Origin of the sequence: Bacillus mexicanus (genome assembly GCF_050445615.1) — a bacterium.
In the GTDB taxonomy this organism is placed as follows: domain Bacteria; phylum Bacillota; class Bacilli; order Bacillales; family Bacillaceae; genus Bacillus; species Bacillus mexicanus.
Genome location: NZ_JBCEYV010000002.1, coordinates 845,089 through 864,074 on the forward strand (window position 1 = coordinate 845,089; position 18,986 = coordinate 864,074).

The window sequence follows — 18,986 nt, forward strand, 5'->3', positions numbered from 1 at the left end:
GTGCATTCCATTGGTACTTGATGCAAATATCAAAGCACAATTAAATCAATACATGCAGCTAATTGAGAATGACATTGTTCTCAAAGTGAGCGCAGGCGAAGATGACGTTTCTAAGGACATGCTGGCTCTCGTTGATGAACTGGCTTCCATGTCATCTAAAATCTCAGTTGAAAAAGCTGAATTAAACAGAACACCAAGCTTTAGTGTCAATCGTGTCGGAGAAGATACTGGCGTTACATTCGCCGGTATCCCTCTTGGCCATGAATTTACATCATTAGTCTTGGCGCTGCTCCAAGTGAGCGGCAGACCGCCTAAGGTAGACCAAAAAGTCATTGACCAGGTGAAGAAGATCAGCGGTGAATACCACTTTGAATCTTATATCAGCCTGACATGCCACAACTGTCCTGATGTTGTACAAGCTTTAAACATGATGAGCGTGCTGAACCCGAACATTACACACACAATGATCGACGGCGCGGCATTCAAATCAGAAGTTGAAAGCAAAAATATCATGGCAGTGCCAACGGTTTACCTGAATGGCGAATCTTTCGGAAGCGGTCGTATGACGCTTGAAGAAATTCTTGCCAAAATGGGCAGCGGCTCAGACGCATCTGAGTTTGCTGATAAAGAGCCGTTTGACGTTCTTGTTGTCGGAGGCGGACCTGCTGGTGCAAGTGCAGCAATCTACACGGCGCGTAAAGGCATTCGCACTGGTGTTGTCGCTGAACGCTTCGGCGGACAGGTACTCGACACAATGAGCATCGAAAACTTCATCAGCGTCAAAGCGACGGAAGGACCGAAGCTTGCTGCAAGTCTTGAAGAGCACGTGAAGGAATATGATATTGATGTCATGAACCTTCAACGCGCCAAACGCCTTGAGAAGAAAGACTTGTTTGAGCTTGAACTTGAAAATGGCGCTGTCCTGAAAAGTAAAACAGTGATCCTCTCAACAGGTGCCCGCTGGCGCAATGTCAACGTACCTGGTGAACAAGAGTTCAAAAACAAAGGTGTCGCATACTGCCCGCACTGTGATGGACCATTGTTTGAAGGCAAAGACGTAGCCGTTATCGGCGGCGGAAACTCTGGAATCGAAGCAGCGATTGACCTTGCAGGTATCGTCAATCACGTGACTGTGCTAGAGTTCGCACCGGAACTGAAAGCAGACGAAGTTCTGCAAAAACGTCTCTACAGCCTGCCAAACGTCACTGTGCACAAAAATGCACAAACAAAAGAAATCACAGGCGATCAAAGCGTAAACGGCATCACGTTCGTTGACCGCGAAACAGGCGAAGAAAAACACGTTGAACTTCAAGGTGTCTTCGTCCAAATCGGTCTCGTGCCAAACACAGAATGGTTAGACGAAACTGTCGAACGCAACCGCATCGGCGAAATCGTAGTCGATAAAAGCGGCGCGACAAGCGTCCCAGGCCTATTCGCTGCAGGGGACTGCACAGATGGCCCGTACAACCAAATCATTATTTCCATGGGATCAGGTGCAACTGCCGCTCTCGGCGCGTTTGATTACCTAATCCGTAACTAATACAAGAAAGCCGCAATATTGCCAGATTGGCAGATTGCGGCTTTTTCTAATTCCCGGCACTCGGTAAAAGCGCTCGATTCAGGCCGTCGCTCACAATTCCCCGCCATTCGTTTGAATAACGTTTTTATACCACTCAAATGAATCTTTCTTATACCGCTTCATAGACCCGTTTCCTTCATTATCACGATCAACATAGATCATGCCGTAGCGTTTTTTCATTTCGCCTGTTGTGAAGGAGACGATATCAATAATGCCCCACGGCGTGTAGCCGATTAAATCGACACCATCATATGCGACCGCTTTTTCCAATGCTTCAATATGTGATCTGAGATATTGAATTCGTTCCGGATCATGGATCGTGCCATCTTCCTCCAGCGTATCCACCGCACCAAAGCCGTTTTCCACGATGAATAGCGGGATTTGGTATCGGTCATAAAAACGGTTCAACGTATATCTCAGCCCGGTTGGATCAATCGCCCAGCCCCAGTCACTTGATGTGATGTACGGATTTTCGACACCATTCGGTAAGCCGCCGTTAACGACATCACCTGTATTATCATTTTGCACACTGCTTTTCACAGTTGTCGACATGTAGTAGCTGAAGCCTAAGTAATCAACCGTTCCCTTTCTTAAAATCTCATCATCACCGGCTTCGAATGTGATGTTGTAGCCTTCTCGTTCAAATTCCTTCAACGCGTAGCTTGGATAATAACCGCGAACCTGTACATCCGGGAAGAAATAGCGCTGTCTCATCTCTTCTTCAGCCAGCATCACATCTTCAGGATTGGAAGAGAAAGGATAAATCGGCACGTGTGATACCATGGCTCCAATCTGGAAGTCTGGATTGATGTCTTTTCCTTTTGCCACCGTTAATGCGCTCGCCACTAATTCGTGGTGCGCCGTTTGGTACATGACTTCCTTGGCGTTTTCGTTTTCACCGACCGTAACACCAGAATTTGTCCATAGAAACAGCGGATTGTTCACATCCATTTGGTTGTTGATCTCGTTAAATGTCATCCAGTACTTCACTTTATCTTTGTAACGGCTGAAGCAGGCCTCTGCGAAGTTGACGAAGAAGTCAACGACTTTCCGGTTTCTGAAGCCGCCATATTCCCTTGCCAAATGCAGCGGCATTTCAAAATGAGACAGGGTTATGACCGGCTCGATTCCATGCTTCAGCAATTCATCAAAGACATCATCATAGAACTGCAAGCCCGCTTCATTCGGTTCAGCCTCATCGCCTTTCGGAAAAATCCGACTCCAGCCGATAGACGTCCGCAAGCATTTTAAACCCATTTCCGCAAACAAGGCGATATCTTCCTTATATCTGTGGTAGAAATCGATCGCTTCATGGTTCGGATAAAATTCACCCTCTTCAATCGTATCCGTGATTTTTCTCGGCACACCGTGGGCACCCGCTGTCATCACATCGACGACACTCGGTCCTTTACCGCCTTGATTCCATCCGCCTTCAAATTGGTGGGCAGCTAATGCACCGCCCCATAAAAAATCCTTCGGCATGTTTCCCATGTTACATTCCTCCTCAGCTTACGACTGTAAATAATTTTTGGTCTAACGCACTGTCTTCAAGATCCTCAATAAGAATTTCCTGATAAGCATGTGAGTTCGTAATGATGACTGGAGTAATCGTTGTTAACCCTTTCTCTTCAATGAACGCCTTATCAAATTCGGCAAGCTCTTCACCTTTTTTGACTGCATCACCTTCCTTTACCTTCAAGGCAAAAGGAGTGCCGTCTAATGTCACTGTATCCAGCCCGATGTGCACGAGCAATTCGACACCAGATGCTGAACGAAGGCCAATCGCATGCTTCGTAGGCGCCACCATAACAATAGTTCCGTCAAACGGAGCATAAAGCTTATTATCAGATGGTTCAATCGCCAATCCTTGGCCCATCGCGCCGGAGCTGAATACCTCATCAGGCACCTCAGAAAGCGGGATAACCTTGCCGCTGAACGGAGCATATACTGTTTCTTCATTTGCCTGTGCCGTTTGAACATTTTCCTTTTCCGCCGTCTGTGCAGCTGTATCTTCACCGTAGCCAAAGATCTGAATCAGCACAACAGGAAGAATGATCGCAATTGCAGCACCGATTAAAATGCCCCAAATGGATGACGGAAATTGTTCATTGATGCCATTCACGACTGTCAGCGGTCCCGGAAGCCCGGCATAGGCAAAGTAATATGGATTAAAAAAGCTTGCTGCGACTGCGCCAACCGCGCCGGAAATACAGCCAAAGATAAACGGCTTTTTAAATCTCAAGGTTACCCCATAGATCGCAGGCTCTGTAATGCCAAACAGACCTGTGATTCCAGCTGAGACGCTGACTTTTCTCGTTTCCTTGTTTCTCGCTTTCAAAATGACGCCAAGCACGGCCCCAACCTGTGCAATGACGGCAATCGTTTGATACGCCTGGAATGAGTCCCGACCGTATAAATCAAAGTTCGCCAATACCATTGGCGTGATGCCCCAATGTATGCCAAAGATCACGATGACCTGCCAGAAAGCGCCGATGATCGCTCCTGCCAAAGCTGGCACATTTTCCGCCAAAAAGTTGTAACCGTTTGCAATTCCGTTTGCGCCTAATGTTGTCACAGGGCCAATCAGAAGTATCGTTAACGGCACCATAATCACCATGCATAGAAAAGGAACAAATAAAGGTCTGACCACTTCGTTCATTCTCTTATTTAAGAATCGTTCAAGATAAGACAAAATCCATACTAAAAATAACGGCGGCAGCACAGAAGACGTGTATGTCGTTTCCGATAAAGCAATCCCTAAGAAAGAAATACTCTTTCCGTCTGCGATTTGAGCCGCCATCTCCGCCCATGCCGGACTGACTAACGCGGCACTGCACGCCACAGCGATATACGTGTTGGTTTTAAAATGCTTCGATGCCGTAATCGCGATAAAAATAGGCAAAAACGTAAACGGCGCCCAAGATATAAAACTGAAAACCTGATAAACTCCTGTTTGCTCAAAGCCATCAAAAAACAAGTTAATCATAATGAGTGCACCTTGCAAAATACCAGCTGCGGCCAGAATGTATACAAACGGCGCAAATACCGCTGACATCGTCGCAATCACCCGGTTCAAAATCGTTCCTTTGTTCTCACTTTGTTCACCAGACAGATCAATCTTGACCAGCTTTGAAAATTCCTCGTACACTTCCCCTACATGCTGTCCAATGACAACCTGGAATTGACCGCTGTTCTCCACAACCGTAATAACGCCGGGCATCGACTTCACAATATCCTTCGCTTTAGGGTTAGACCGCTTCAGCACCAACCGAAGTCTCGTCGCACAGCGAGAAGCTCCAATGACATTCTCTTCCCCGCCTGCGGCCTCCAAAATGTCTTTTGCTAGTCTGCTATAATCTCTCACTTTCCCCGACATTTCCACCCACCCCTTCGTTTGGTTACGCTTTCATTATAATTGTACCGGTATAATTTATCAATACCCAAATAAAATATTTATACATAAACTATAAGTGTAAGCGGTTTATGCTATAATTTTGACAAATGAAACTAAACAAACAAATAAGGAGTGCGTATGTTAAAGTACCAGCAAATTGCAGCGGAGATTGAAAAATATATAGAAGAACATCAGCTCAAACAGGGAGACAAACTGCCTGTACTAGAAACCCTCATGGCCCAGTTTGAAGTCAGCAAAAGCACCATTACAAAATCCCTGGATCTATTAGAGCAAAAAGGGGCAATCTTTCAGCTCAGAGGAAGCGGCATCTTTGTCAGAAAGCATAAACGAAAAGGCTACCTCAGCCTTCTGACCAATCAAGGCTTTAAAAAAGACCTCGAAGATTTCAACGTCACCTCAAAAGTCATTGAGCTAGACGTGAGAAAGCCGACACCGGAAGCGGCAGAAAACCTGAACATCGGAGTTGACGAGGACATCTACTATGTCAAAAGGGTCCGCTGCATCAACGGCCAAACCCTTTGCTACGAAGAATCCTATTACAACAAATCCATCGTAACGTATTTAAACAACGAAATTGTCTCCCACTCGATCTTCCATTACATCCGGGAAGGGCTGGGATTGAAAATTGGCTTTTCTGATTTATTTCTCCATGTGGGACAGCTTAATGAGGAGGAAGCGAAGTATTTAGAGCTAGAGGCTGGACTGCCGAAGCTGTATATAGAAAGTATATTTCATCTGACGAATGGAATTCCGTTCGACTTCTCGAAGATTTCATATAATTATCAGCAGTCGCAGTTTGTGGTGCAGGCAAATAGCTTTTTGTTGTAAAGTGATTCTAAAGGACAAATAACTACGGAAGGCGGTCAACATGTACAAAATCATCATCCCTGCAATTCTAGCCATCTTCGTGCTCTGGATACTCTTACAGGTTTCACTAGAGATGAGTATCGTTAAGAATCCAATGAACTACTTTATCGTATTCATTATCTTTTTCCTCTTTATAAAGATGGTGAAAGAAAAGCAACAATAGTTTGGTCGATGCAAGCAGAAAGACACCCTCTCCCTAACAAAATCAGCAGGACACATGGATTTATCTCGCGTTTTAACGATATATAGGTGCACACAAAAGCTACTTCACTGAGAAGTAGCTTCCTTTATCATATGCCCATTTTGATCCATCTGGTTTTAGAAAAGCGAAGTAGAATCGCATTTATGATAATGATTGAAACTAAATATAATATAATAAATAAAACATCATTATTCCCAAGTGCCATGTTATCAGATTGCAGCACTCTTTCTATTCGCGGATACAGAGTGTTACCCGCCTCAAAAGGAGCGATAAACCCAAACGTTTTATTGCTTATAGCAACCAAAATAATGGAAGTCATCCAATAAACGATACTGACGCCTATACTAATTAATATATTAGGACATAACATGCTTATGGTTCCAATAATTAAAATATACTGAAGTATAACCGCAGAAAATAAAAATAACAATAATGTAAAATGCGAAAAGTCATGGTACGTCAACGATATGATTAGCAGTCCTAGCGCAATAAACACAAAACATTCCAAAAATAAAACAGCTATCTTTTTATAAAAGAAGGTATAGATGTTCTCTCCAATTAATTTGTAAAAGAGAATATTTTTGTTTGCATACTCTCTATTAATAAAGAAAGCTATAACAAATGAAAATAACATCAAACCAAACTGAGTCGCAACGGTATAGGAGCTAAAGAAAAACATCTCAGGTGTAACATTGCTGACTTTGTCGATTCCAACAAGTAAAAAATATCCCAGTAAAAATAAAAATACGAACATAGATCCTAAAATAATGAAAACTTTGTTGCTAATACTTTTTTTAAACTCTAATTTCATCTTAAGCCCCCACTGTTTCATTACTCATTTATATACACTTCAATTAATTGATCCACTGAATGATATTGTTGAATTTCCTGGTGATTAAATATGTAATAATCCCCTTCTATCGCCTTTAAATCAGACAAATCATGTGTGATATTAATGATAATCTTATCTGGGTTCTCCTGGATATACTTTTTTAGGAAGCCATGGATCTCAATAACCGTTTTTTTGTCTAGTGAATTCGTTATTTCGTCTAAAACAATAATATTTTTATCCTCTAATAAGAAGCAAGCAATTTTAATTTTTGCTTTTGCCCATCACTCAAGTTTTTAATCAGAATTTTTCCATCTATATTATCTAGATTAAGTAAACTAGCAATCTTATTTATCATTTCTGAACCAAACTTTTCACTCAAAAAGTGTAATAAAAAGTCCTTAGAAACATCATTAGGTATATTTGATGAGCTGGATATTAAAGAAACATTTTGTCGAATATCTCTGCCAATTCGTTTGCTATTATTCAACAAAAAATCTTTAGCAAGCTGTGATTTACCGACTCCATTTTTCCCGACAACGTGGTTGATTTTCCCCCTCGAAAAATGCAAGTCAGTGTCCTGAAGTAACGTTTTGCCTTTCACTTTTAACGTGTAGTTCGCTATGTTCATATACATACTCCCTAAAAATATTGACATACGCATTAAGCATTTCTGATCTAAAATTCGGTTATTCATGTTTTTATTTGAGACAACTCTTCGGATTCTTTCACAACGAGAGATTCAGAATCTTTTTCTTCATTTTACAATATATAGTATTAGTAGCGCAACGAAAGACTAATTCCCATTATGATTAATAAGTACTAACCAAATCTGTAAAACCTTCTTTTTGTCTCTTGCTTCCTTACACTGTCTCTCCTGTTTTCAGCTTTTTTCCCCAGGCTCACCTCTGCATCTCTTCCCCTCATTTCCATTGTCTCTAAAAGCAGTTATGCGGTACTATCATATAAAGGTATAATGATGAAAAATACATGCACGTACTCATAAATAGGGATTATTCTAAAAAGGGGATGGACGGTTTTGGAAAGCAAGTACTTAGACCTGCTCGCACAAAAATATGATTGTGAAGAAAAAGTGGTAACGGAAATCATTAATTTGAAAGCGATACTGAACCTGCCAAAAGGGACCGAGCATTTTGTCAGTGATTTACATGGGGAGTACCAGGCCTTCCAGCACGTGCTGCGTAATGGTTCAGGACGAGTAAAAGAGAAGATACGCGATATTTTCAGCGGCGTCATTTTCGACCGAGAAATTGATGAATTAGCCGCATTGGTCTATTATCCCGAAGACAAACTGAAGTTAATCAAACATGACTTTGATACGCAAGAGGGACTAAACGAATGGTATAAAGAAACGATTAACCGGATGATTAAGCTCGTTTCGTATTGCTCCTCCAAGTACACCCGCTCCAAACTGCGCAAAGCACTGCCTGCCCAGTTTGCTTATATTACGGAGGAGCTGCTGTACAAAACAGAGCAAGCTGCAAATAAGGAGCAATATTACTCCGAAATCATTGATCAGATCATTGAACTTGGACAAGCGGATAAGCTCATCTCCGGTCTTGCTTACAGTGTTCAGAGATTAGTGGTCGACCATCTGCATGTTGTCGGCGATATTTATGACCGCGGACCGCAACCGGACAGAATTATGGAAGAACTGATCAACTATCATTCGGTCGACATTCAGTGGGGAAATCACGATGTCCTTTGGATCGGCGCCTACGCCGGTTCCAAAGTATGCCTGGCCAATATTATCCGTATCTGTGCCCGCTATGACAACCTGGACATTATTGAAGACGTATACGGCATCAATCTAAGACCGCTGCTGAACCTTGCGGAAAAATATTACGATGATAACCCAGCGTTCCGGCCAAAAGCAGTCGAAAACAGGCCAGAAGCTGAGATTAAGCAAATCACAAAAATCCATCAAGCCATTGCCATGATCCAATTCAAGCTTGAGAGCCCGATTATCAAGAGACGGCGGAACTTTAATATGGAGGAACGGCTGTTATTAGAGAAAATAGATTATGACAGAAACGAAATCACGCTGCACGGAAAAACATATCAGCTGAAAAACACCTGCTTTGCGACGGTGAATCCTGAACAGCCAGACCAGCTATTAGAGGAAGAAGCAGAAGTCATAGACAAACTGCTGTTCTCTGTCCAGCATTCCGAAAAGCTGGGACGCCATATGAATTTTATGATGAAAAAAGGCAGCCTTTATTTAAAATACAACGGAAACCTGTTAATTCACGGCTGTATTCCTGTCGATGAAAACGGCAATATGGAAACGATGATGATTGAGGATAAACCGTATGCGGGGCGTGAGCTGCTCGATGTATTTGAACGGTTCTTACGGGAAGCGTTTGCCCACCCGGAAGAAACCGACGATCTGGCGACAGATATGACCTGGTATTTATGGACAGGCGAGCACTCCTCCCTCTTCGGAAAACGCGCCATGACGACATTTGAGCGTTATTTCATCAAAGAAAAGGAAACACATAAAGAAAAGAAAAACCCGTATTACTATTTACGCGAAGACGAGGCAACCTGCCGAAACATCCTGGCAGAATTCGGTCTCAATCCAGATCATGGCCATATCATCAACGGCCATACACCCGTAAAAGAAATTGAAGGGGAAGACCCCATCAAAGCCAACGGAAAAATGATCGTCATCGACGGCGGCTTCTCCAAAGCCTACCAATCCACAACAGGCATCGCCGGCTACACGCTGCTATACAACTCCTACGGCATGCAGCTCGTCGCCCATAAACACTTCAACTCCAAGGCAGAAGTCCTAAACACCGGAACCGACGTCTTGACGGTGAAACGATTAGTGGACAAAGAGCTTGAGCGGAAGAAAGTGAAAGAAACGAATGTCGGTGAGGAGTTGCTACAGGAAGTGGCGATTTTGGAGAGTTTGCGGGAGTATCGGTATATGAAGTGAGGGATGTGGAGTTCGGAGATTATTCTCTGGGCTCTTTTTTACAATCGAGTATAATACTAATACTTTTCAAAATCAAAATTGAGAGGCTCGCTATATAATTATGCTAAGTATTCATATAAGTATTAGACCTTATGATTCCGTCTACGAATCCTTCAACTGATTCCTTTCCCAAAGCCTTTCAGAAAAAGAACTTTTTCTGTTTGTTTTCGTCGCCGAACATCCAAAGAATAATTATTCCCAATTCATCTCAACATAGTGCATTCCTTTAATACAGAATTTATCTTCCCCAATACTTCCTCCTATTTTGTAACAGCTTTCGGCTATTTTTCTCTTTATTGATCCAATTGCTATCTATACAATATACCTAAATGATTGATCCGTCTTATTCACTTTTTTTAGTAAATTTATGAGTGATTCATTAAACGCTCTGAGATCATAAGTTAAATTTATGATACGATGACAGTAAAAGACATACAGGGGCTAGTCATATGAGTGAACTTGTGTTTGAAAAAAGAGATTTTAATCAAGAACAAATTTTTGCATTGAAGGCATCTAAATTAGATAACCATCCAATTGTATACATTCTTTACAACGAAAAAAAGAAGCCGACTGCATATATTGGGCAGACTGTACAGGCTACACGACGATTGAAAAATCATTTGAGAGACAAGAAGCGAAAAAATTTAACGCAAACCATTTTCATTGGTCATGAGAGATTTCACCAGTCTGCATCCTACAATATTGAGACAAATCTTATTAATTACTTTATTGCCGAAAATCACTACCAATTGCAAAATGTCAGTCAAACTAGATCGAGAGAAATGCATCATTATTATCAAAAGAATTTTTACAACGAACAGCTTTTTGAGGAGATATGGGATCAGCTTCGGAAAGAGAACATTGTCAGCGACACTCTTGAAAACCTCAGAAATAAAGACATTTACAAATTATCTCCGTATAAAGAGCTCTCTCCTCAGCAGGTGGAGATCAAAAATGAAATTCTTGATTTTTGCAAGGTGCATATTGAAAAACCAGGTAACCATGTCATTTCTATAGAAGGAGATGCCGGAACAGGAAAAAGTGTCTTACTGAGCTCTCTATTTAATACGATTCAGGATTTATCTAAAGATGAAAATTCACATTTAAAAGACAAAAACAATTACTTACTTGTGAACCACGGTGAAATGCTGAAGACTTATAAAAGCATCGCAAACAGCTTGCCAAATTTAAAGAAAAAAAACTTAATGAAACCTACCTCCTTTATCAATCAAATGTCAAAAATAGGGGAAATAGCTGATATTGTATTAGTAGATGAGGCTCATCTGCTTTTAACCAAAGAGGATAGATATAATAATTTCCACTATCAAAATCAGCTAGAGGAAATCATTAAACGCAGTAGAATCACTATTGTCATCTTCGATCCTAAACAAGTGTTAAAAATCAAAAGCTATTGGAATGAAAGGTTGCTTGAGGAGATCACCAATCAATATCATGCGAAAACAGTAAAGCTCACGGAGCAAATGAGAATGAATGCAAATCCAGACACACTAAAGTGGATTAACCATTTTGTCTCAAAACAATTGCTTCCTCTGCCGCAAGAAAATAATGATACCTTCCAGCTCAAAATCTTTGAGGACCATGCCGACTTTAAAGCTGCAATTGAGAAAAAGAATAATGAAGTAGGTCTATCACGTATTGTCTCGACCTTTGATTATATCCATAAAAAAGATGGTGCTACTTATATGGTCGATGAGGAAGGCATTAACATGCCATGGAATTCTACAAATGACAAATGGACTTGGGCAGAACATGCAGATTCTATTAAAGAGGTCGGTTCAATCTATACTGTTCAAGGCTTTGACCTAAATTATGTTGGCGTCATTCTAGGACCTTCTGTCAGCTATGATAGTGAAAAGGATGAGCTTTTCATCGACACTGCAAAATATAAAGATACAGGCGCATTCACCACACGAGATGACATGTCTGCCGAGAAAATTAAGAAAATAAAGGAAGAGATTATTCTAAACTCTATCAACGTCCTCATGAAACGAGGCATCAACGGTCTTTACATTTACGCAACGGATGTAAAATTAAGAAATAGATTGCTAGAGTTAAAAAGGAGCAGGAAAAAATGAGCGAAATCAAAGACTTAATTAACACGATTAATGAATTTAGAGACGCACGCAACTGGAGACAATACCACAATCCAAAGGATCTCGCCATCTCCATTTCAATTGAAGCAGCCGAGCTGTTAGAAGACTTCCAATGGAAAAGCAGCGAAGAAGCACTCAAAGCAAACGAGGAAAACATTCGCGAAGAAATTGCTGATGTTCTTATCTATTCGCTGATGCTCTGTTCAGATCTTGATATGGATGTGAAGGAGATTATTGAGGAAAAGGTTGTGAAGAATGGTCGAAAGTATCCGGTCAATGAGTAATTATATTTCCTTTACCATTTAATTAAAGCGATCGTCATGCATCAAAAAATAAGTACATGATGATATATTTTTAGAATGACTAACAAATGGTCTGAAACAACATACATAATTTTTTGGAAAAATCCAATATAGTTATTAAGTGAAACAAATTAAAAAATTATATTATTTTGAAAAAAAGTTAATAAACCAAAAGAATGGCGGGAAATAGCCATTCTTTTATTTATAAGTAGATTATTCTGTACGTAAACAAGTAGTATTAGCATTTTCATAGTTTCAGTCTATAATCGATGTCTTATATATTTCAACTTGATGCCTTTTGAATAATTACCAAATTACATATTAATTAAAAATTATTTAACCCGTTATCTAAATAGGTTCGAGTTGATAAAAACACTTACTTAAAAGAGTAAGACTCAAGAAAGTCAATAAATGTAACAGTAAGTGTTTTCTCGTTACAATTTGTTTTCCTTCTTATTTCTTAAATTGAAATTTTGTTAAGTAATTTATCTATTTTAACTTTTTATTTATTGTCCAATCCACTTATGACCTGCTATATCAGCTCGTCTTGTCTAATATGCTTGGTGTTGCCTCTTCTAAAACTTTATTGTAAAATGGAAATCTATCTTAAAACCCATTTTACTGTTAATACGACAACCGCCTCCTATAACAAGTTGTTTTTTAAAGAGTCAGAACACATTTTCCAAATCGAGAGGAATCAAAAAAAGAGCGTTGTACAAAATCCACACCTTCTTCTAGTTGATATTCCTGATCGATGATTATTCTTGTCTCTGATGTATTTTGTAGCTGAATTGCTCTTTCTAAGTCTTCTTTTGAACCTAGGCAATTTCCCAAAATAGAGACATTCTTAATAATACTCATTTCCAATGCTCCTCTGACCACAGGCTCCGCATCACTTGGTGTGCCACTAGACAATAGCGGATGTTGATCTCGTAAACCACAAGTGATATATGTCCCACCAGTTTGTAGATAATATAATGCATAGCCGATGTTCATATCGAAAAACGGATCAAAAACGTGAGTAATCTTCTCCTTGACGATATCATTTGATGTATTATTAATAGCTGTACTTACTAATTCTACGCGACTAGGATATATTTTTTGTTTTTCTTTATCACTCCACTCTGACGTTGACAAACAAATAGGAGTGATACCATAAGAGAGTAACTGTTGAATAATAAACAATGAAGTGTGTGACCGTGCACTAAATACTAACGGATTCCCACCATTCGCAAGTATTCCAGAGCGTCTTATCATCGCTGACGCGGTTTGGGAACCCAAAGAAAAACAGGCGGCTTCATTATCACTTAAGCTTTTTGGTACTTTTATAATCTTTTTCTTATGAAGACGCAACCAACCCAACGATGCAAAATTTGTAGCTACACCCGGTAAAATTCCTTGTTTTCCGCTATCAGGATATGAACAATCAGACATAACACGATCTCCGACCTTAAATTCATGTACGTCCCTACCGACAGCAACAATATTTGCGCTAAATTCCGAGCCAAAAGGAACAAACAATCGATCAGAATCCTTGATTGAGTTATAGTTTTCAAGTAGTATGGCTTTATCACGGTAATTGCATGAAAAAGCTGTCACTCTTACTAATACATGTTCATGATTCTTCGGATTTTCAGCATCGAAGTAAGGTTGTTCTAATTCAACTGTTCCAAACAGTATATCCACTTCACCAAACTTAACAATTCCTAGCTCTGTATAATCCATTGAATTCTTTCTACTCGGATTAATTGCCACTAATGAACGCACTCCATATCCTCCTTATATATATTTCGTTGATATGAAACAGAGCTTAGATTAAGTGGAAACCAAGCAGATTCACCGTTATTATACATCTTTAACAGAAGTGCAGAATCAGCTACTCCACTCCAACCGAGAAAGTATCCCAAGAGGTAGTCTCTATTCTTTTCCCCAGTATAAAATCCATTATGATTAGCTAAATCCAATACAGTTTCCCAATACTGATTTGCAAGTGATAGATACCACGAATCACGGGAAGCTTCATATGCAAATAGTAGAGATTGAAGTACCCCCGCAGCCCCATGACATATAGATAAATCTACAGGTCCATTTTCCGGTAATATTGTTGATTTCCTCGCTATATCATAGAGATTGAAATGTTCGTTTAATGCTCTTGCCATTTCAGCTAGAACCATTAGCAAACCAGAATTTCCGTTACACCAACCTGCAGTATTAACAGTATTCGGAAAAGAGATTTGTACAGCCTTTTTAAAAAGTTGCTTACATCCTTCAGTATTATTTAAAGCATAAGATAATCTAAATTTTGCCCATATAACTCCTAAATTTCCATGCGCTAGTCCATCACTAGATAACATGCTCGATGGGCTTTCATGGAGAATTTTATCTTCTAGTTTTTCCAGAACCTGATTCGGCGTATCCGCAAATGAAGCTAACATGAGACTTATACCTACCGGGCCAATAAATACATCACCATTCGGAATGTTCTCTGATTGAATTTGAGACACAACTTGTTCTGTTTCTTCTACTCTATTCCTATTATGGTTAAATATAAAATCTAAAGAACTTGATCCTGATATTATTGATGTTGGTGCAGATTCTAATTGTGAAGAAAATGCACTACGAAGAAATTTTAAACCTCGTTTGGCCTGATTATAAAGATTAGTGTACTTAGAACGATTGGCTATTTTTTCATACTCTGTAATATGCTCCAAGAGAAATAGAATACCCCCACTATCATGAAGCGAAATAAGAGGACTAGATTCATAGGATATAGGGATATTTCCATACACTCCTCCAATCCATCCAGTTTCAGGATTATCTGTTTTGGTAGTAATTGATAAAGAACTTATTAAATCAATCAAAGGATTAGGATCATCTTTTGTCACCTTTCGCAAGGCGTTTGAAAATAAAGGAGATTGATAACCCAAATCATCTACTTTTTTATGCTCAGCCTCATGTATTCTAATATCAGAATATCCTTCTGCAATTAAGCGCTTATCAAGTAACAATCTTTTTTGTGAAAGGTTCTCCAACCGTCTTATTACATTATTTTCCGGCGACACATCAAATATGTCATCTGAAATAAAGTCCCCTGAATATAAACGTTTATCATTCGCCTTCATAGAAAAATATGGAATATCGCCAATTTTTAAAGAACGAATTTCTTCTTCTAATATACTCTTGGCTATTTCAGAATCTCTAATTAACTTAGGTGGCTTAAGATATTTTAGCACTTCATTTATTGCGGTATCGTCAACTAAATTTTCCGGAAATAGGCACGCATCAAGCATCAAGTAATACTGAACTGTAGGTCTATTAACTACTCTAATTAAACATTGAATATCAGTAAATATTGAATAAATTTGCTCTCGTTTGTCCATCATCTTTTCATATCCATCTGAGTAGCCCTTAAGAAAATCCTCTTGAAATGGAAGTGGATCGGGCGCTTGATTACTAATTAACGTGATTGGTACAGTTGTTCGGTTTACATCAATCTTTTCCTTGGCTATATCTACAGCATCTGTTCCTGGGTTTTTCAGTGTAAAAACCATTTCATTAGTTTTTTGTGGATAGGGTGTATTAATAGCACCAACCAATACCTTTCGAGGAATCGTGAGTTTAGCTGGAATGATTGACGTAGCAGCAATTGAATAGGAAAGCATTTCTTCCATTAATTGGTCAAGTAAACCACATGTACGATCATATGCTGGTTGTAAACTAGTTTCTAAATCTACAAAATAAGGATATATCCCGTTAAAAATAATATTTTCATCATGTAAATCTGTTGCTCCAAGACAGCTAAACACCGCCGCACATAAACCGAGATTATAATAAGCGCTGCCGACCTCTGATTGGCTTATGGGTGTATGCTGCACAAACTTCTGCCAACCGTACTCACCTCGATTAACTGTTTGGGCAACTGGTGAATGGTTCTGTAAAGAATCGAATTTCAGAGTATCAGAAAAAAGTTTATCAATTAAAACATCAATCTCTAAAGACCGAGGCTTATATAGAACCTTTTTCGACGGTTTAAATTCCAAGCATAGAACTACTTTTGAACCATTGTGAGGATCGGATTCAAGAGGCATAATAGTTTGTAATCTTGATCCTCTACTAATTAAACCTTCTGATAAGAGTAAAGTAGCATCTCTGCTAAAATTAGCGCACACATCTTCGATAAAAGAACAAGTATTATTCACTGATTGTGTGACCATTTTTCGTAAACAATCATATTTTGTAAACCAATTGCTTATAAGTTCCTTATCAATTGAACTGACATATCGATCAAACGCTTTTGATGATGAAGGATCAGCAGGATAAGATAAACTTTCTCGATATTTGTGAAATTCATATACAAAAGTTTTTTGACACAGTCTCCACACATGATATTCCAATAATGCATGTAAACAGTTCGTGGCTGCTATCTCAGCATGTGATACAACGTCTTGCCGGGAAAGAAGTTCTTTTATCTTATAGTTAGTAAGTTCTAATTCATCCGAAAAGTAACTCTCCACAGCAAGGACTATTTTATGTGCTGCCAATTGCATTTTCAACTCTCCCCTTTTCAAGCTCTGCCCCAAACAATTTTGCATACAAGCCACCTATATTAACTAATTCTTCATGAGATCCACTTTGTACAATGCATCCATTTTCAAGAACTACAATACGATCAGCATTTAGAATAGTCTCTAACCGATGTGCTATAACAATTTTTGTACACTTAAGTTTTGATAATGCATCATAAACATATGATTGTGAAATATTATCAAGTGATGACGTCGCTTCATCCATTATCAGCAATTTGGGTGTTTGAAGTAACACTCTCGCTATATGAATTCGTTGTCTTTGTCCTCCAGATAGGTTTGCTCCCGTTTCTGATATAACTGTATTGTAACCCATAGGAAATTCATTAATAAATTTCATAAACTCCAACGAATCACAAAGCTCCCGTATTTCTGCTTCTGTAAGCTTACTGCCGAGCTTGAGATTTTCCATGATAGTTCGATTGTGCAAGTTGACTTCCTGAGGAATATAGCTAATTGAGTCTCTTAATGTATCAAGATTATATTCATGATACTCAATTCCTCCAAAATATATAGAACCACTAGTAGGTTCAAATAAACTAGCAATTACCTTCCCAAGCGTAGTCTTGCCGGATCCAGATAATCCAACAAGAGCAATCGTTTCTCCATCAGAAATATCCAAATTAATATTTTTAATGACCGGGATACTATCAGAAGTATAACTAAAACTAAGATTTTTAATTGAAACTGATCCTGAAGGCATTCCCTTTGAATCTTTACGAGAATTTTCTACAGGATATTCAAATATATCCTCTGCTAATACAATATATCGCACCGCAACCAGAGCTTCAGATGCAATTGTAAATACTGAATTCACATAGACGAACAATAATGCCACAATAGACTGAACCGCAATTGCTTGCCCGAGTGTCATGATACCTAGTTCTGCCATATATATACCTGTAACAAGAATAATCAAAGGAGCAAATACTTGTATTCCGGATAATATCGATCCTATTATTCCTTGCTGGATACGCATTCTGTGGCTTGTTGCATTTAAGAATTTTCTGAAGCGCTGTTTCCAGTCATCGATATAGGACTGAACGTAGCCTCCTAGTTTCACGCTATTTATAGAAACTATAGCATCTAACTGTATGCTTTGTGCGTTAGTCCCCTCGTGTAGTTCTTTATCTGTTGCAGAATTTACGTAAGACTGAGCAATAATCAAAAAGGCAAAAGTTGATAAAGTAAACAACAGTATCATAATTCCGAGCCATGGTGATATCCAAAAAACATAGACTAATATTGCTACACCGCTTACCAAATCAAGACATGCTTGTACTAATGTTGTTCCCAAAACATCCTGTATTCGTGTAAGAGAGTTGAGCCGATAAATAATTTCACCAGGCGCTCTTACTGTAAAATACTTTGCTGGGAGTGATAAAACACGTGTAAAAGCACCACTCAGAAGATGCCAACTAAAACGATAAATTATCTTTATTGAGAAGTAGGTTCTGATAAAATTTAGAATTATCATAATAATTAATGCTATGATGAGAGATCCGAGTATTGTAGCAAAAGAAGTAGCGTCACCAAACCCATTGTCAATTAATAGCTGTGTAAATAAGGGAATCATTAATGTTATTCCAACTAAAACAATACTCATTATAGCTATTTTTAAATATAAACCTATCAAATTAGATGGCCAAATATACTTTTTTTTCCATATAGAAAGATTGCTAACGCTGCGTTTCTTGAAATCTATTCCAGGATCAGCAGCTAGTACATACTCTTGGAAATTTTCGAGAAACTCCGATTGGGTAATTTTTATCCGACCTATCGATGGGTCCATGATTATTACTTCATGTTCATTATATGACTCGACACAAACAAAATGATACCCTTTCCAAAAAGCTATGATTGGATAGTTTATTACCTTAAGTGCCCTCGTGTCTTTTATTCGATAAGTTTTGGCATTCATCCCAAAACGAGAGAGCAATTTTTTTAGTTGTTGGAATCCTAGACCGTCTCTGCCCGGCTCTTTAACTTGTCTGAGCTCTGAAAGTGAAATTTGATAATCATAAGCCTCCAGAATTGTCTTAACACAACATAGCCCGCATTCTGATTGTGCTAATTGTAAAGTTGGCATGA

General features: G+C 39.1%; 12 protein-coding genes and 1 pseudogene. 6 read left to right on the top strand and 7 right to left on the bottom strand.

Annotated features, from left to right (window positions below; translation table 11 throughout):
• The first annotated feature begins 10 nt into the window (after positions 1 to 10).
• Positions 11 to 1,540, top strand: coding sequence for an alkyl hydroperoxide reductase subunit F (gene ahpF, locus AAGG74_RS13935; RefSeq protein WP_162103191.1), 1,530 nt, complete (start codon positions 11 to 13; stop codon positions 1,538 to 1,540).
• Between the two features lie 90 nt (positions 1,541 to 1,630).
• Here the strand turns inward: ahpF and bglA are convergent, their stop codons facing one another.
• Both bglA and AAGG74_RS13945 read right to left on the bottom strand, forming a co-directional pair.
• On the bottom strand, positions 1,631 to 3,070 hold the full coding sequence (gene bglA / locus AAGG74_RS13940) for a 6-phospho-beta-glucosidase BglA (RefSeq protein WP_429675853.1): 1,440 nt from the start codon (positions 3,068 to 3,070) through the stop codon (positions 1,631 to 1,633).
• A 13-nt stretch (positions 3,071 to 3,083) separates the two neighbouring features.
• A complete protein-coding gene (locus tag AAGG74_RS13945; protein WP_429675854.1) occupies positions 3,084 to 4,955 on the bottom strand; it encodes a beta-glucoside-specific PTS transporter subunit IIABC in 1,872 nt (623 codons plus the stop codon).
• Positions 4,956 to 5,111: 156 nt separating this feature from the next.
• Between AAGG74_RS13945 and AAGG74_RS13950 the strand changes: the two genes are divergently transcribed.
• Both AAGG74_RS13950 and AAGG74_RS13955 read left to right on the top strand, forming a co-directional pair.
• The gene (locus AAGG74_RS13950; RefSeq protein ID WP_225493125.1) at positions 5,112 to 5,822 is read left to right on the top strand and encodes a GntR family transcriptional regulator; all 711 of its coding nucleotides are present in this window, start codon (positions 5,112 to 5,114) and stop codon (positions 5,820 to 5,822) included.
• 40 nt (positions 5,823 to 5,862) lie between these two features.
• Positions 5,863 to 6,024, top strand: a complete 162-nt coding sequence (locus AAGG74_RS13955; protein WP_429675855.1) for a hypothetical protein — start codon at positions 5,863 to 5,865, stop codon at positions 6,022 to 6,024.
• A gap of 127 nt (positions 6,025 to 6,151) precedes the next feature.
• Here the strand turns inward: AAGG74_RS13955 and AAGG74_RS13960 are convergent, their stop codons facing one another.
• Positions 6,152 to 6,874 (bottom strand): peptide ABC transporter permease, encoded by a 723-nt coding sequence (locus tag AAGG74_RS13960; RefSeq protein WP_429675856.1) that lies wholly within the window; start codon positions 6,872 to 6,874, stop codon positions 6,152 to 6,154.
• A 20-nt stretch (positions 6,875 to 6,894) separates the two neighbouring features.
• Positions 6,895 to 7,523: pseudogene (locus tag AAGG74_RS13965) on the bottom strand (ATP-binding cassette domain-containing protein).
• A 408-nt stretch (positions 7,524 to 7,931) separates the two neighbouring features.
• Here AAGG74_RS13965 and fbp point away from each other — a divergent pair.
• The 3 genes from fbp to AAGG74_RS13980 all read left to right on the top strand — a co-directional run bounded on the left by fbp (position 7,932) and on the right by AAGG74_RS13980 (position 12,294).
• Complete coding sequence (fbp, locus tag AAGG74_RS13970) at positions 7,932 to 9,857, top strand: fructose-1,6-bisphosphatase (protein WP_429675857.1); 1,926 nt, start codon at positions 7,932 to 7,934, stop codon at positions 9,855 to 9,857.
• 488 nt (positions 9,858 to 10,345) lie between these two features.
• A complete protein-coding gene (locus AAGG74_RS13975; RefSeq protein WP_429675858.1) occupies positions 10,346 to 11,992 on the top strand; it encodes a DUF2075 domain-containing protein in 1,647 nt (548 codons plus the stop codon).
• Positions 11,989 to 12,294 (top strand): nucleotide pyrophosphohydrolase, encoded by a 306-nt coding sequence (locus AAGG74_RS13980; RefSeq protein WP_367387101.1) that lies wholly within the window; start codon positions 11,989 to 11,991, stop codon positions 12,292 to 12,294. Before AAGG74_RS13975 ends, AAGG74_RS13980 begins: the two co-directional genes overlap by 4 nt.
• A gap of 678 nt (positions 12,295 to 12,972) precedes the next feature.
• Here the strand turns inward: AAGG74_RS13980 and AAGG74_RS13985 are convergent.
• From AAGG74_RS13985 to AAGG74_RS13995, 3 genes are read right to left on the bottom strand one after another with little or no spacing between them, the layout of a single operon-like run.
• Positions 12,973 to 14,079, bottom strand: a complete 1,107-nt coding sequence (locus AAGG74_RS13985) for an MDR/zinc-dependent alcohol dehydrogenase-like family protein (RefSeq protein ID WP_429675859.1) — start codon at positions 14,077 to 14,079, stop codon at positions 12,973 to 12,975.
• Positions 14,067 to 16,859, bottom strand: coding sequence for a type 2 lanthipeptide synthetase LanM (gene lanM / locus AAGG74_RS13990; RefSeq protein ID WP_429675860.1), 2,793 nt, complete (start codon positions 16,857 to 16,859; stop codon positions 14,067 to 14,069). The genes AAGG74_RS13985 and lanM overlap by 13 nt, the downstream gene beginning before the upstream one ends.
• A complete protein-coding gene (locus AAGG74_RS13995) occupies positions 16,840 to 18,984 on the bottom strand; it encodes a peptidase domain-containing ABC transporter (RefSeq protein ID WP_429675861.1) in 2,145 nt (714 codons plus the stop codon). The genes lanM and AAGG74_RS13995 overlap by 20 nt, the downstream gene beginning before the upstream one ends.
• Between the last annotated feature and the right edge of the window lie 2 nt (positions 18,985 to 18,986).

Bases quoted from the DNA above. Each gene is read 5' to 3' on its own strand.
- AAGG74_RS13950 (WP_225493125.1), top strand. From the start codon at position 5,112: ATGTTAAAGTACCAGCAAATTGCAGCGGAGATTGAAAAATATATAGAA.
- AAGG74_RS13960 (WP_429675856.1), bottom strand. From the start codon at position 6,874: ATGAAATTAGAGTTTAAAAAAAGTATTAGCAACAAAGTTTTCATTATT.
- AAGG74_RS13995 (WP_429675861.1), bottom strand. From the start codon at position 18,984: ATGCCAACTTTACAATTAGCACAATCAGAATGCGGGCTATGTTGTGTT.
- bglA (WP_429675853.1), bottom strand. From the start codon at position 3,070: ATGGGAAACATGCCGAAGGATTTTTTATGGGGCGGTGCATTAGCTGCC.
- AAGG74_RS13980 (WP_367387101.1), top strand. From the start codon at position 11,989: ATGAGCGAAATCAAAGACTTAATTAACACGATTAATGAATTTAGAGAC.
- AAGG74_RS13955 (WP_429675855.1), top strand. From the start codon at position 5,863: ATGTACAAAATCATCATCCCTGCAATTCTAGCCATCTTCGTGCTCTGG.
- AAGG74_RS13975 (WP_429675858.1), top strand. From the start codon at position 10,346: ATGAGTGAACTTGTGTTTGAAAAAAGAGATTTTAATCAAGAACAAATT.
- lanM (WP_429675860.1), bottom strand. From the start codon at position 16,859: ATGCAATTGGCAGCACATAAAATAGTCCTTGCTGTGGAGAGTTACTTT.
- AAGG74_RS13945 (WP_429675854.1), bottom strand. From the start codon at position 4,955: ATGTCGGGGAAAGTGAGAGATTATAGCAGACTAGCAAAAGACATTTTG.